The organism is Flammeovirga sp. AWQ4_249 (assembly GCF_056161045.1).
In genome coordinates this window covers 1-14,401 of record NZ_JBSWYJ010000018.1, presented here as the reverse complement: position 1 = coordinate 14,401, position 14,401 = coordinate 1, and the positions used below count along the sequence as shown (strand labels likewise).

At 31.6% G+C, this 14,401-nt stretch carries 13 protein-coding genes; 7 read left to right on the top strand and 6 right to left on the bottom strand.

Annotated features, from left to right (window positions below; translation table 11 throughout):
• The first annotated feature begins 175 nt into the window (after positions 1-175).
• Positions 176-1,360, top strand: a complete 1,185-nt coding sequence (locus ACXAHM_RS14290) for a DcaP family trimeric outer membrane transporter (RefSeq protein ID WP_474961130.1) — start codon at positions 176-178, stop codon at positions 1,358-1,360.
• A 63-nt stretch (positions 1,361-1,423) separates the two neighbouring features.
• Here the strand turns inward: ACXAHM_RS14290 and ACXAHM_RS14285 are convergent, their stop codons facing one another.
• Positions 1,424-1,780 (bottom strand): hypothetical protein, encoded by a 357-nt coding sequence (locus ACXAHM_RS14285; protein WP_474961129.1) that lies wholly within the window; start codon positions 1,778-1,780, stop codon positions 1,424-1,426.
• A gap of 261 nt (positions 1,781-2,041) precedes the next feature.
• Between ACXAHM_RS14285 and ACXAHM_RS14280 the strand changes: the two genes are divergently transcribed.
• On the top strand, positions 2,042-3,124 hold the full coding sequence (locus ACXAHM_RS14280; RefSeq protein WP_474961128.1) for a BamA/TamA family outer membrane protein: 1,083 nt from the start codon (positions 2,042-2,044) through the stop codon (positions 3,122-3,124).
• 7 nt (positions 3,125-3,131) lie between these two features.
• On the opposite strand, the gene ACXAHM_RS14275 is transcribed toward ACXAHM_RS14280, so the two are convergent.
• Both ACXAHM_RS14275 and ACXAHM_RS14270 read right to left on the bottom strand, forming a co-directional pair.
• Complete coding sequence (locus tag ACXAHM_RS14275) at positions 3,132-7,535, bottom strand: efflux RND transporter permease subunit (protein ID WP_474961127.1); 4,404 nt, start codon at positions 7,533-7,535, stop codon at positions 3,132-3,134.
• A gap of 11 nt (positions 7,536-7,546) precedes the next feature.
• Positions 7,547-8,566 carry an efflux RND transporter periplasmic adaptor subunit gene (locus ACXAHM_RS14270; protein WP_474961126.1) on the bottom strand — a complete coding sequence of 340 codons (1,020 nt, stop codon included), beginning with the start codon at positions 8,564-8,566 and terminating at the stop codon, positions 7,547-7,549.
• 245 nt (positions 8,567-8,811) lie between these two features.
• On the opposite strand from ACXAHM_RS14270, the gene ACXAHM_RS14265 reads away from it, so the two are divergent.
• Positions 8,812-9,660 (top strand): hypothetical protein, encoded by an 849-nt coding sequence (locus ACXAHM_RS14265; protein WP_474961125.1) that lies wholly within the window; start codon positions 8,812-8,814, stop codon positions 9,658-9,660.
• Positions 9,661-9,697: 37 nt separating this feature from the next.
• Here ACXAHM_RS14265 and ACXAHM_RS14260 read toward each other — a convergent pair whose 3' ends face one another.
• The 3 genes from ACXAHM_RS14260 to ACXAHM_RS14250 form a co-directional block, all read right to left on the bottom strand.
• Complete coding sequence (locus ACXAHM_RS14260; protein ID WP_474961124.1) at positions 9,698-10,396, bottom strand: chalcone isomerase family protein; 699 nt, start codon at positions 10,394-10,396, stop codon at positions 9,698-9,700.
• A 103-nt stretch (positions 10,397-10,499) separates the two neighbouring features.
• The gene (locus tag ACXAHM_RS14255) at positions 10,500-11,060 is read right to left on the bottom strand and encodes an HD domain-containing protein (protein WP_474961123.1); all 561 of its coding nucleotides are present in this window, start codon (positions 11,058-11,060) and stop codon (positions 10,500-10,502) included.
• 25 nt (positions 11,061-11,085) lie between these two features.
• Positions 11,086-11,499, bottom strand: coding sequence for a hypothetical protein (locus ACXAHM_RS14250; RefSeq protein ID WP_474961122.1), 414 nt, complete (start codon positions 11,497-11,499; stop codon positions 11,086-11,088).
• Between the two features lie 358 nt (positions 11,500-11,857).
• Between ACXAHM_RS14250 and ACXAHM_RS14245 the strand changes: the two genes are divergently transcribed.
• From ACXAHM_RS14245 to ACXAHM_RS14230, 4 genes are all read left to right on the top strand, one after another.
• Positions 11,858-12,121, top strand: a complete 264-nt coding sequence (locus ACXAHM_RS14245; protein ID WP_474961121.1) for a hypothetical protein — start codon at positions 11,858-11,860, stop codon at positions 12,119-12,121.
• A 324-nt stretch (positions 12,122-12,445) separates the two neighbouring features.
• Entirely contained in the window at positions 12,446-12,826 is a 381-nt protein-coding gene (locus ACXAHM_RS14240) for a DUF7668 domain-containing protein (RefSeq protein WP_474961120.1), read from the top strand.
• Between the two features lie 93 nt (positions 12,827-12,919).
• Positions 12,920-13,645: a hypothetical protein gene (locus ACXAHM_RS14235; RefSeq protein WP_474961119.1), complete on the top strand. Its 726-nt coding sequence runs from the start codon at positions 12,920-12,922 to the stop codon at positions 13,643-13,645.
• Positions 13,646-13,792: 147 nt separating this feature from the next.
• Complete coding sequence (locus ACXAHM_RS14230; RefSeq protein WP_474961118.1) at positions 13,793-14,212, top strand: SMI1/KNR4 family protein; 420 nt, start codon at positions 13,793-13,795, stop codon at positions 14,210-14,212.
• Positions 14,213-14,401 lie beyond the last annotated feature (189 nt).

The window sequence follows — 14,401 nt, the reverse complement described above, 5'->3', positions numbered from 1 at the left end:
ATGATACTAATTCTTAAGCTGTTTACTTTTTATAATCTAATAACAAAATACACTTATTGTTGCTGCCCTCCAATAGATTCTTTTTATAGTGCTTAAATACAGTGTGTTATAAATAGATTTTGAAAATTATTCTTACTAAATTCATCATGTAATTTAAAGACTAAAATTAACTATAATGAGGATACTATTTACACTCCTTTTTCTCTCTATTTCTCTACTATTAACAGCACAAGAAGAAAAACAAAAGCCATTTACACATCCCGTAGAATTTAAGTATGGAGGGTACGTGAAAACGGATTTTATGTATACGAATTATAAAAATGGTTCTGTCAATAAAAATAGCATCATTAGAGATTTCCTTTTCCCTCCACAGATTCCTGTAGGACCTGAAGAACATTTTCATGATACTTATTTTCATGCGAAAGAATCAAGGTTCAATTTTGATATTACTAGTGAAATATTGGGTAAAGAAATTCATTCATTTCTAGAAATGGACTTTATGGTTTCTTCTCAAGGAAATGAAAATGTATCCAACTCTTATTCTCCAAGAATTCGACATTTTTATTTTGAATGGGGAAATTTATTAGTAGGCCAAACTTGGAGTAATTTTATGATTGTAGTACTCCCTAATGATATTGATTTTACAGGTGCTCCAGAAGGTTTAGTATTTATTCGACAAGCATTAATTCGATATAAATATAAAAACTGGTCTTTTGCTTTAGAGAATCCGACATCACTTACTACTACAGATGAGGTGACTAACTTACAATCTAAAAGTGGTTACATTCCAGCATTGACTGTTCAAAAGAAATTCCCTCTTAAGAAAAGAGGATACGTCGCTGTAAGTGGTATTTTAAGAACAATTGTAAGTAACTATCCTGATAAAGCTAGAAATGCAGGGTTTGGTATCTCAACAGGAGGGTTAATTAAAATTGGAAATACAAAAGATGACTTACGATTTATGGGAACTTATGGAACGGGCTTAGGTCGTTATATTGCTTTTGGAACACTTGCAGGCGCCTATTTTAATGGGTCAGAATTAGAAAATATCCAATCTATAAATGGTTATATCGCGTACAATCACTTTTGGACAAATAAATTAAGTTCTTCCATAAACATTTCAGGTTTACACGGTTTTAATCCAGATAATATTAATCCATTAGCCAATAAAATTGTCTATAGTGCCTCTATTAACTTAAAATATGAACCTGTAACTAGCTTAATGTTTGGGGCCGAATATAATTTCGCAAGGAGAGAAATAGAAAATGGAACAAGTGGATCTTTTAATAGAATTCAATTAGCTGCCGTTTATAAATTTGGCTATCATAATTTCGAAACAGCAGAAAAGTACATCAAATGATATAAAAACCTCTTAACGTTGATACTGTTCAATGTTAAGAGGTTTAATTTTTACCCTTTTGACTTAGTCGTTTAAAGTCAGAGAAGGCGTCCAGGTTCTAGGCTCAATATGGTATTCATCCGACTCAAAAGAATAATAAGAAACAGTTCCATTTCTATCTTCGACAATTTCAAAGTGGAATTGTTCCAACATATTAATAATGCCATTGGCGTGTTTTTCGATATCAGTAGAAGTAATTTCTCTGTCAAAATGAAGACTTTGATGATCTACAGAAAAGTGTTCTTCCTCTGTCATTGCTCCAATATACATTACTGGTAATTGCGTTTTACTGTCAATAATGTATAAACCTTGATATTGCTGTGCAAGGGAAAATGTAACCGACGAAAGGGTTAATAGTAATGTGATGATAATTGATTTCATAGTTGTTAAAGGTTATGATTCTCTTATAAAAACAACAAGAAATTATAAAAAGATCCTTTTTAGTAGAATTACTTTATTGTTATTCAAGAATAAGTAGTCTTTTATTAATAATCAGAAGCTAACACATTGTAAATCAGTTGATGATTAGTTAAATTATTTCTCTGAAAATTAACTATATATAGATTATCATTCACTTCATCTTTTTGATCAATTCTTATTGATAAAGTCGATTAATCTAACTAATAACTCATTATCATTCTGATGAAAAAACTTGTCTTTTTTTTCGCAATAACTTTCTTACTTTTTCACCAGAATAACTATGCCCAAGTAGGAGGTGGCGGAGAATCTGGAGGGAAAATTAGACGTACAGATAAAAAGATCCAAATGGTACCTGTTCCATTTTTGAATTACAACAGAACGATTGGATTTGCAATGGGTGGAATACCAATGGCAATGTATAACTTAAGTAAAAAAGATACTTTATCGCCTTCTTCACTCACTGGGGTTCTTGGTTTTTGGTCAACAAATAAATCATGGATGATGATGGGTTTTTCTCGTTTCTTTTTTAATCAAGATAACTATAGAGTAACAGTTGTGGCAGGGCATGGTGATTTTAAATATCAAACCTATTTGGGTGCACCTATTGATATCTTTTTAGATTACGAAGCAGGAGCAACTTTTGCAAAACTTGAATTACAAAGAAGAGTATATAAACAACTTTATTTAGGAGCTAATTATCGTTTTACAAGATTTTCGACCACTTTTGATATAGCACCAGATACCACTGCAGGATTGGACTTACATACTTTAGGATTAGTGACTTCATTTGATCGGAGAAATAGTGTGTATTACCCCACGAAAGGAGAAATTTCAAACATCAATGTTGACATGAGTCCTGAAGCCTTTGGGAATACTATGCCTAATACAAAAATTATGATTGACTTCAATAAATATATTCCATTTCGAAAAGGGAAAGATATATTGGCCACGCGTCTTTTTGTGGGTTTTGGTGTGGGTGACTTAAGTTTCAACCAACAATTTATCGTCGGAATGAGAAATGACATCCGTGGTTATACCCAAGCCAAGTATAGAGGTAATGCGATGTATGATATACAGGCAGAATACCGTTGGAACTTCCATAAAAAAATGGCTATCAATTACTTTTTTGCTTTAGCAACAATCAGTGGAGCAAATGATCCTTCTCAAAACGGTGAAATTTTACCAGGAGGAGGAATTGGTCTACGTTATACTGTTTTTCCCAAAAACCATATGAATGTAGGATTAGATGGAGCCGTTGGTAAAGGAGATTGGGGTATTTATTTTAGAGTAGGCGAGGCTTTCTAACCTCTTTTTATTCATTATAAATCAATCCTCTCAGCTCATATTCTTTAACAATCACATTGGCTTTTGCTTTCAATACCAATGTTTGACTTTCTAAATTCTTTTCTTGGCACTCTGAATAATCTTTATAGCTCAAAAGGCCATTGTCGTACGCATCTTTTTTAATTTTCAATTCTCTATTTCTGAAGGTCATTGCTTGTTGTGCTGTTTTTAAAATAGTCAAAGCATTTTTCAATTCCTGAGTTGTGACCAAGATATCTTTTTTGATTTCTCTTTTATTTTCCTTTTGCTGAATTTGGGCTTGTTGTAATTGAATCTTGGAAATCTCTACATCTCTATTTTTCTTACCCCATTGCACAATCGGCCAGCTCAAAGTCGCTCCAATTAATACATTGGTTTGGGGAATTAATGGAATATTGCCAAAGTAAAAACCTTGTGCAGTTAATGTGATATCTGGAATATGCGCATTTTTGTAATAACTTAATCCAGCTTTTGCTTTATCTATCATTAAGTTTGATTCTTGTACTTTATAATTTTGGGCAATGATTGTAGTATCCGCTTCTACAAGGTTGATGAGCTGCATCACGCCTACAGAATCATAGGAGACTTGTGCAACTGACCATACAGAATCTTGAGGGAAATTTAAAATAGTATTCAGTTGCAATCGATACTTTTCTGCATCAATTTTTGACTGTTGAAATTTTGACTCATGATCAAATAAATCAGCTTGTAAACCAATCGCATACACATCCAATATTTCTCCAGCATCTACGCCGACTTGCACATCTTTGAGTTTCTTTTGAATTAATTCAATCTGTTCCTGATAGGTTTTTACTTTAGATTCTTCAATAGCGATACCAACATATAATTTTGAGACCCCAGTACGGATTTCTTGTTCAGCTTCACGGTATTTATTTTGCATTATTTTTTGATCAATTGTTTTGACATCACTGCCTGATTTAATCTTAAATATCTGCGAAATAGGCTGATAGATACCCAGATTGGCTACACCCAAAAATGTGTTATTTTCCGCCAAGGTAAATTCAGCACCAAAAGGAATATTTGGTACTTCACCAATCAACGGTAATTCATTGACAGACAAACTAGCATCTGTAGTCCTTTCCGTATGATAATACCAAAAAACACCGCCATCCAACATTACCGTAGGAAGATAGTTCGCCGTCACTTTATCGACTTCTTTTTCCTTTTTTTGAATCTCTAAAGTAATCAATTGAAGATCTTGATTTTGTTGCTTCGCGATCTCTACACATTCCTCTAATTGAATCACATTTTGGGCTTGGCTAGAGTTGGGTAGGAAGAAGAAAAACAGTAGAATGATTGATGCTCCTTTTGCAATATGTTTTTCTAAAACATCCGTCGAACCAAATTTCCAATACAATACGGGAATCGTTAACAAGGTCATAAACATAGAGAAAATTAAGCCGACTGCTAAAACAGTTGCTAATGGAGCCCACATTGGAGAGCCTGAAATAATCATAGGAGTTACACCAATGGCAGCGGCCATAGTTGTCAAGAAAATAGGGCGAATTCTTCTTTTACCGGCACCAATTGCAGCTTCTTTAATCGTGTGATTTTCTTTTATTACTAATTCATTTGCAAAATCCACAAGAATAATGGAATTACGGACAGACACTCCAACTAAGGATGCCAAACCAACGAATGCCGTAAAACCAAATGGGTATCCTGAAAGTAATAATCCGAAAAAGGCACCAAATACACTCAAAGGGATAGCAGCTAATACAATTCCTACTTGATTAAGCGTTTTAAATTGCATAAGAATGACCAAGAAAATAATAAACACACAGTAGAGAATAACCTTATTCATTTCTGCAAATGTTTCTCTTTGGCTTTCATCTTCTCCACCAATTTCTAAACTATAGCCATGCGGCATGGGGTAAGCATCCAATTGGTCTCTGATGGAATTCAATACTTGAGAAGGAAGGACATCCTCTTTTGTCATCGATTGTACGGTCAAAGTATTGACGCCATTTCGATGTTTGATATTGGATGGCATCCAAGCTGGTGAAATTTCAGCCACTTCCATTAGCGGCATACTAGCCCCCGATATAATACTTGTCACATAAAAGTTTTTGACAGCTTCAATGTCTTTATTTTTTACATTTTTATCTTGAATAATAATTGGCAAAGCTGTATTTCCTTCCCATAATGTTCCTACAGGAAGCCCAGAATACGCCACAGTCAATTGCCTCATAATTGTAGCTTCACTAATACCTAATTGATGTGCTACATTTTTATATGTGTTTATTTCAATGCTTAATTCATTTTCAAAATGGTCATTTCTGACATTAAATGAATAAGGAGATGCACTTAGAATAGCTTCTATATCTTTCGCAATACTTTGAATTGTAGTATAATCTTTCCCTTTAATTCTTAATTCAACAGGCGCCTCATATGGAGTTCCTTGCTGCATTTTTTTGACATCGATAACAGCCTGAGGAAATTTTTCAGGCAATGTGTTTTCCAATTCAACAACCCATTCTTCAGTAGCTTCAATTGATTTTGTATTGATAAGAATTTGAGAAAGGTTTAATTGTGGAAATTTAGGAGCATAATTGTAATAGAATCGAGGAGAAGAAGTACCAACAAATGAAGCATAACTAACCAACTTATCATTGCCATCCAAATGTTTTTCAATGGCTTTTGTTACACTGTCAGTTACTGCTAAATCAGATCCTTCTTTTGTTCGAATTTCAATAACAAATTGATTTCGTTCTGCTGCAGGAAATAATTTCTGTTTTAATAAAAAATATAAACTACCTCCTACGAGAAAGGAAAGTATAGAGAAAGCAAATACAGATCTTGGATATTTAAAAGAAAGATCAATCATATGATCAAAAAATGCTTGTAAGTAATCCAACATAGATTTTTTATCAGCCTCTTTCTTTTCGAATTTCTTTTTGATAAATGTATAACACAAATACGGTGTCAACATCATCGCCACTAAGTAGGAGGCATTAATAGCAATTGCAACAGTTATCGGTAAGGAGTGAATAAACTCACCTACAGCACCCGATAATGCAATCAATGGCAAAAATGCTCCAGCAATAGTCAAACCAGCTGTAAAAACAGGGATTTTTAGTTCATCTGCAGACATCCAAGCCGCTTCATAAGGATCATGATCTTCTTCTAATTTTTCAACATAATTATCTGCAATGACAATTGCATCGTCCACTAACATTCCTAATACAACTATCAATGAAGCTAATGAAACTTGCTGTAATTGTATCCCTAAACCATCCAAAATACCAAAAGTAAAAGCAACGGTAACTGGTATAGCCAATGTAGCAATAAGGGCAACTCTAAATGGTAATAAAAGAAGGATAACAATGATTACAGAAACAATAGCAATGAAGAATTCACGAATAAAATCATTGATACTTTCTCGTACATTTTCAGGCTGATTCACAACATAATCAATAGTGACATCGTCTGGAATATCTTTTTTGAATGTATCGATCATACCTTCCACTTGCTCTCCAAAATCAACGATATTGAAACCATTTTGCATTTCCATTGAAATCAAAATAGAATTCGTGCCATTTACTCTAACTTCTTGATGATTGTCCTGAAATCCTCTTTTAACTTCGGCAATATCTTTAATACGAATCGCATCCCCAGCAGCACCCTTGGCAATGATTTGATTTTCGATATCTTCTTTGGTGGCAAATTGGTGCGTACTAATAAATTTGGTATTTAGTCCATTGACTTTCATACTTCCTGAAGGAACAATCATATTTTCTCCGGAAAGTGAGGCCAATATTTGGGGTGTATAAATTTTATATTGACTTAGTTTTCTGTAGTCTACATTGATATAATAACATTCCTTTTTGGAGCCTAATTTTTTAATTTTTGATAAAGAAGGAATTTGTCTTAATTGATCACAAAGGTCATCTACATATCCTTGGATTTCTCGGCTACTTCTATTTTTACTTTGAAAAGAAACAAGCAAAGCTACAGTATCCCCAAAATCAGATTGTACAATGGGACCCACAACTCCTGATGGTAATTCAGCTAAACGTAATAAGTTGAGACTGTTTTGAAGTTTAGACCAAAAAATATCCGCCTGCGTAACATAATCTTGTAATTCTACTACGATATATAATACACCCTCACGAGAATTCGAATACGTTTTTTCCTTATTGACTTCTTCAAAACTAAAGAGAACATCTTCAATCTTCTTTGTTACTTGTTTTTCGACATCAGCACTACTAGCACCGGGAAAAAAGGCAACAACTAACCCTTCTCGAATATTAAATTTTGGATCCTCTCGTCTAGGCATTGTTTCCAATGAAAAAATACCATACATCACAATCAAAAAAGTGATAGTTAGGATAATCTGCTTATGATCTAGTGCTTGTTTTACAATTGACATGTACTCATTTGTTATAGTTTAACAGCACTTCCATCCATCAATTTTAATGGAGGATTTAATATTAATTCATCATTGGCATAAATTCCTTTTTCGATGATGATTTTATTTCCAATGATTTTCCCTGTAATCACTCTTTGTTTATGAGCTAAGCCTTTCCTTTTGAGGAAGACATAATTGAGACCGTCAATATCTTTGATGATAAGTTGAATTGGAATGCTTATTTTTTCCTCCTGATCATTTTCAAAAACTTGTACTTGACAAAGCATGCCATCTTTAAATTTATCACCTTGGTTTTCTAAAACCACATCAAGTTGGAATGTTCGCGTCATTTTTGAGGCTGTAGGACTTACCGTTCCGACTTTTCCTTGGATTGTATCTTGAGTAGCGTTTATAATTACCTTACATGTTTTGTCTAAATCAACATGATTAATTTTATTTTCTGGAATACCTACAGAAGCCAAGACAGTACTGTTGTTGATCACCCGAACGATAGGTTCGCCCTTAGAGATTCCGCCACCATTTTTCACCCATATTTTACTTACTTTTCCATTTACTGCAGCTCTAAGCGTAGTATAATTTAATTTATTTTGATAGAGAGTATAATTGGATTCTGCTTGTTTTTGCAAGAACACAACTTTATTATAATCAGCTTCTGCCAAGCTACCAGCTTTGTACATTTTGGTTAACCTTCCCAACTGATCATTGGCTTCATCTAGTTGAGCCTTGGCAATTTTTACAGCTTCTTGATAGTCATGAGTGTCTAATCGAGCCAGAACAGTACCTTTCTTCACCGATTGTCCTTCTTTGACATTTACAGAAATTAATTTACCATCAATTAAAAAAGAGTGATCATGCTTGCCTTCCGATTTGATTTCTCCAAACAATTCCATGGAAGATTGAACTTCTTTGGGTTCTATTTTCTCTACTTTGACAGTATAGATTGGTGCTGACTTTTCTTGAAATTCTTTCTTACATTGAAAAAAGATAATCATGAAAATCATCACATAGAATAATTGCTTATGACTGATCATTGGGTTATAGTTTTTAGGTTAATCTAAAATAATGAATTCTTGGGTTTACTCTATAAACAGCCAACGATCATGCTAAAAATACTTAAATTTTTCATATGGAACCAATGGTTAGTATTCAATGTTACTGGAATTGAGGTTAATAATTTAGAAACATAAGGTGTTAAAATTCTAATGATTGTTTTGTTATAGGGAAGAATTAATTAAAATTGGTGGCTTAAAGCAAATTTCTTTTTTTTTTACTTCCTATGCTACGTTACTTTATTCTTGGAATTTTTTCCATACTATTTTTTTCATGTGAGGAACCTATTGCACAACAATATAATTTAAATCTCTCTACTGGTATTACTCCTTTTTTTGAAGAAGGAACGGAAGAAAATTCTAATTTTAATTCCTTTTTGGAGAAGTATTTAATATCTGAACATATTCGTTTATTTAAAGAAAATGGTGATGGCTATTGTGAGATGGTTAATTATATCTCTGTATTTAGTGACCATAGAGCTACAGAAAATTATGATCCTTTTCATCATGAATTAACAATATCAAATTTACCCAAAGGTCGATATGTAGTTTCTGTGAGAAAGAGTAATACTGATAGCTTCATGAATGAGTCTTATGAGGGTAATTTTATTGGTTATCAGCAATTTGAAATTACAGATCAAGATGTAAATATTCAAATAAACACATCTTCAAATCAATCATTAATAAAGATAATAGACACATCTCAGATGTCAATCGACCCAACTGATATACAAAGTTCAGCAAGAGTAAACTTTAAAAAAGGGATTTATCAAACTTTTGAGTGTACAGATGTTGGTATTCGACTAAATACAGATATAGATTTATATAGTAGGTCTTATAATAAAGACAACGCTTATCTTAATGTTTCAAAAAACTATGTTTTAACATATACTGGAGAGGTAAACTATATTGAATTAACGTATTGGGGAGGTCCATTGGTAGGTCAAGTTTTTAAGTCAGTTTACCTTCCTGAAGACTTTTTACTGGAATCCAATAAGCGTTACATTTTTAAATTGGATTATGAAAAGGCGTTTAATGATGAAGAAGTTATCGTCAATATCATTGAAGAAGATTAAAAAAATGCTGTACTTAAACAAAAAGCACAGCATTTTTTTATTTGGTTAATAGATCATTCTTCAAAGACTCATTAAAGGAAAGGTTACCAATAAAAATACTCAAAAGAATTTTCTGAAAATCTTTACTTTTAATAGTTCCCATTGGAATACTATTTCTTGACATGTCAATACTATTTCCTTGACAGGCAAACCGAAAATGATCGCCCACTTTTATTTCCTCTTCAAATACAGTTAAAAACTGCTCTATTTCTTCTTGAATTATTTGAATATTTCCTTTGTTAGCATCTTTAAAATACGATTTAAATCTCTTATTAATGGAAATGAGATTTTGAGGAATGATACCTTCATATTTACTGATATTATCGACCATGTCTTTCAACTCGCCAGACTTTATCAGTTCTAAGTTTTCGTTGTGAACCTTTTTAATCTCTTTGATGGTTTTATCGGACTGAAACTGATTAGATGTGATGACTAATTCAATCATTTTGGAGTGTTCATCATAAATAATTTTGATAGGATCATCAGTTCTTTCAAAAACATATAGACCACATACAAATAATTTAGAAATGCCCTCTGTATGCATTCCGTGTCCGTTTAGTTTTAGATTTTCATTGTTTACGGTGATCACATTAGGAAACTCAACATTCCTAAAAATGCTGACGTTGTAGGTTTGTTCTTGTGCGTTTACATGGAAAGCACAGGTTAGGAGTAGTATAGTGTAAATTAAGTTTTTCATTTAGAGAATTCTGAAGTACAAAAATGAAATTTTTACAATAATTCAAATTATTATTCACTTTTTTGGTGAGGATGATCACCACTTTCAGAATTTTCACAAATGATTAATTGACAAGCGTATTAAACTCTTTGACAACCGCTGACAATTGATCCGCAAGGTTTTTAAGTGGGCCGCCAATTTCATTTGCTCTTTTTTGAATTACTTCTGCGACTGAATTGTAATACCACATTTGTTGCTCTTTTCCAGCATTGAAACGATGCCATAATTCTTCTCCAATTTTTCTATAATCTTCAATCATCATCAAGGCATTATCCAATTTATCAGCTGTAGCAATTAATAACTGATCTTCTGTGGCATCTTGTTCTAAATATCGGATGGTGTATTGTTTTCTGACCTGCCAAGGCAAAGATTTATTTGGTTCAGATTCTCCAATAACCAAATCCAAAACTTCTTCCCCAAAGGTGAGTGAAATCTCCCTTTTAGAAACATCAGTATCTTCTAATACATCATGTAATATTCCTGCTGCAATTAAATTTTCATGTACATTCAAATCACATAAAGTCTTCATTACATTCATCAAATGATAGATATATGGAATATTTGTTCCCTTTCTGTACTGCCCTTTATGTGCACGAGCAGCAAATTCAATCGCTTTAAAAATCATGATAATTGGTTTCAGTTTGTGATAATTATTTGCTTAATAGCCATTCTAAAGCTTCTACTTCATTGGTAAAATGTTGAATCATAAAAGCTTGTTGTTCATTGGCATCATCCATTACTTGATCAAAAGAAACTTGAGCGAAGAAATCTTCAGAGACAATCCAAGCCATTTTCTTCAGACCAACTTGTTCCACCAAACCCACAAAACGCTCATTGATCCATTCTTGAGTTTCAGGAATTACATTATAGAAAGCCTCTTTTGTGTCCACTAACATTCTTGAAGGAGCGTATTTCTCAGTGATATTCATTTGTTCAACAACTTCATTTCTATAGGCTTCTTCGGGCATGTCGAGTGGAGTTGTCCAAACAGTTTTCAATATTTGATTAGATCTATTCCATAAATTTTCGTGATAATCACTTTTATAAACTGATTCAAAATGCATAATAATATCAGGAATTTCAAAAACACGCTCAAGGTAATAAAATTCTCGTTTGTAGCGGACATAATCTTTTTATCCTTCTGTCATATGTAAGAATAATATAATTGTGCCCTAGAATTACGTCAATTATATATAAATATCACTCATTTTAACTAGTTATTTCAGTAAGATTGAATCAAAGTGATAAAGCTTATTTAATAATTCAAGATTAAATGTTTAACTATTACTTTTAGTTATTAAAATCACATTACTTTTAGGTAATATATAACTTATTTCTATCTCTTATAACTAAAAGTTGGCAACGACTCGCTTGTAAATTAGTTTAATTAATTATAACGAACGATTTAAAAACCTTACTCCTATGGAAAAGTCTAACTTAAATACAATCGAATTTTTAGTTTTTGCAGAGCAATACAAACAGCATACAATTGAAGAAATATTTGTGCATTTAGGTATTGAAATTTCTAATGCAGAACAAATAGAAATGGAACGTTTATTAGTCAAACATGGACTAGTGAATTTTATAAATCACTCACATAAAGGAAGTTATTTTGAGTTGAATCAATATGGTAAAGGCCTTTCACTACTCCTTTTAAAAGAAAGAACAACTTCTCATCTAAATTAAAATTTTCACTTTTAAAAGATGTTATCCTGATAGCTTTTGCTAAGTAAAGATTATATGAAAAGACACAAATAATATAAATGAGTTTGTTTTTTTATTTCTGTACCCAACAGGTAATCATTATTATTTTAGTTATACTCTTTGTTTGAATAATGTAAATTGGATATTATATTTATTATTCCAATGTGTGTCTAATATTTTTTGTATATAATGGATTCTAAATTAATTACGCTTCAAACTAATACTTTACTAATTAGATATTTGGTATCCAATTTTGATACATTATTTATAATAAAATTTGGAATACAGAATTAATTACACATTAAAATGACCAAAATTTTTGTGGAAAAGAACGAAGAAGAGGAGAAAGCAATACCTCATAATTGGCGTCCAATTTTTGCTGATATTGTACAATGTTTTGTAGAGAAAGATTATGGTTGTAAACGACAAATAGAATATTTAAAACCAGTTTCAGAAACTACAATAAAACAAATAAAAGATTATATCGAAGATTATGGTGAAACCTTAATAGAACTACCAGAAGAATCTTGGGAAACATCAGTTTATATGTATTATGGAGATTATTGGAATGTTTATGTTGATCTATTTACTGAAAATGAAGGTTTAAGTGATCTTGTTTTAAACTTAGAAGTAAGAGAAGTTAAAGAGCAGTATGAAATAGAAATACAATTGGTATTTGTACCTTAAAAGAGTGATAGATCATTTCTGAATAATAGAAGTGATTCTACGCATGTAAACTTCAGATGGTAAATCTTTTGATAAATACAAACTAAACTACAAATGTCTATAATAATAATAACCTTACTAGTTGTAATAGTTGTAGCGATCTTATCTATTCCAATAGCTTTAGCTTACAGGTTTTATTCTCATCAAAAACAGAAAAATGAAAGTCATCAGTTATTTGGCTTACTAACTTTAATAATTACTACTGTTTTTATAATTAGTTTTCTCATACTATTCTTTTTTGAAGGATTTGGTTTTGGAACTGAATATGATACCGTAGAGATTCCTCAAAAAATAGGTGGGAAGTTAATTTGTAAATCAATTTATAATTCTGATCTACATTCATGGCAATACAATGTTAACTACAAATATATTAATCACAATAATGACACTTTAGATTTTACTTCAGGAGGTTTTTATGGACGTGATTGGAAGATGGATGAACAAATAAAAGAGTATAAAGATTGGTTACTATTATCTACAGGAGCTTGGCATGGAATGGATCGATTGATTATTAAAAATAAATTGACGCATAAATCTTATGTGTATGATTTTAATAAAAATTTCATAGAAAATGACAGTTTATGGAAGACTCAGAATTTAAAATCATACTCCGATGGTAAATTTTCAGAAGTATATATTGAAAGTGTTCATGAAAATAGAATTACATTGAATTATACCATTAGAAAAGATACTAATGAAGTGACGCAATATGTACGCCGAAAGATTATTTATGAATTAGATCATAATAATGGAGCAATCAGAATTACAAGTATACAGTAAGATTTCTTTGCTTTTTCCAATAAATAAAAAATGCTATAAATTAATCATCAAAAAGCTTAATTGAATGAAATAAAGAGATTTTATTCAATAAGATTGTATCTTAATCTATAATTAAAACTTCGAATTTTTTAAAGTGACGCTAATAAAATGGACTCAAAAGACATACAAAAAATTGAGCAAACTTTGAATATTGAACTACCTGTTCATTATGTTGAATATGTCAAAAATTTTCCAACTCTCTTATTAAAACTTAAAGAAAATATTGGTGATTTGCTCTTCTTATATAGTGATGTAGAGCAACTGATCGTAATAAATCAGCATTTGGGTTTTCATCAAACTGATAAGTTTATAAAACAAAAATTTTGTATTGGCGAGAATGGAGGAGGAGATTTTTACCTTATTGATTTAGAAAATCCAGAGAATCAAAAAGTTTACTTCTTTGATCATGAAGAAACAGTTGAAAAACATTATCATCATGAAATTGACTTGTTGGATTGGGATGCTTTAGAATATTCTGAAAACTTAAAAGAGCATGAAAAGGAGGTACTAGAAATCTTTGAACTCTAATATTGTTGTAATAAATAATGGAGTATTAAATTATACCGTTCAAATTGAAATAATAAACACTAAAGAATACACTTTTCTAAGAAAAAAATGATCATACCAAATCAATAGCGTCCTAAACGTTTAAAAAAGTGTGAGAAAAGTTTAAGTATCTCAATTAACTTTGAGTTGCATAAAAAAAACATATTCTCA

Excerpts from the sequence above, each read along its gene's own strand:
- ACXAHM_RS14245 (WP_474961121.1), top strand. The coding sequence starts at position 11,858 with ATGGAAAAGTCTAACTTAAATACAATCGAATTTTTAGTTTTTGCAGAG.
- ACXAHM_RS14285 (WP_474961129.1), bottom strand. The coding sequence starts at position 1,780 with ATGAAATCAATTATCATCACATTACTATTAACCCTTTCGTCGGTTACA.
- ACXAHM_RS14235 (WP_474961119.1), top strand. The coding sequence starts at position 12,920 with ATGTCTATAATAATAATAACCTTACTAGTTGTAATAGTTGTAGCGATC.
- ACXAHM_RS14280 (WP_474961128.1), top strand. The coding sequence starts at position 2,042 with ATGAAAAAACTTGTCTTTTTTTTCGCAATAACTTTCTTACTTTTTCAC.
- ACXAHM_RS14230 (WP_474961118.1), top strand. The coding sequence starts at position 13,793 with ATGGACTCAAAAGACATACAAAAAATTGAGCAAACTTTGAATATTGAA.
- ACXAHM_RS14255 (WP_474961123.1), bottom strand. The coding sequence starts at position 11,060 with ATGATTTTTAAAGCGATTGAATTTGCTGCTCGTGCACATAAAGGGCAG.
- ACXAHM_RS14265 (WP_474961125.1), top strand. The coding sequence starts at position 8,812 with ATGCTACGTTACTTTATTCTTGGAATTTTTTCCATACTATTTTTTTCA.
- ACXAHM_RS14275 (WP_474961127.1), bottom strand. The coding sequence starts at position 7,535 with ATGTCAATTGTAAAACAAGCACTAGATCATAAGCAGATTATCCTAACT.
- ACXAHM_RS14240 (WP_474961120.1), top strand. The coding sequence starts at position 12,446 with ATGACCAAAATTTTTGTGGAAAAGAACGAAGAAGAGGAGAAAGCAATA.
- ACXAHM_RS14270 (WP_474961126.1), bottom strand. The coding sequence starts at position 8,566 with ATGATCAGTCATAAGCAATTATTCTATGTGATGATTTTCATGATTATC.
- ACXAHM_RS14250 (WP_474961122.1), bottom strand. The coding sequence starts at position 11,499 with ATGCATTTTGAATCAGTTTATAAAAGTGATTATCACGAAAATTTATGG.
- ACXAHM_RS14290 (WP_474961130.1), top strand. The coding sequence starts at position 176 with ATGAGGATACTATTTACACTCCTTTTTCTCTCTATTTCTCTACTATTA.
- ACXAHM_RS14260 (WP_474961124.1), bottom strand. The coding sequence starts at position 10,396 with ATGAAAAACTTAATTTACACTATACTACTCCTAACCTGTGCTTTCCAT.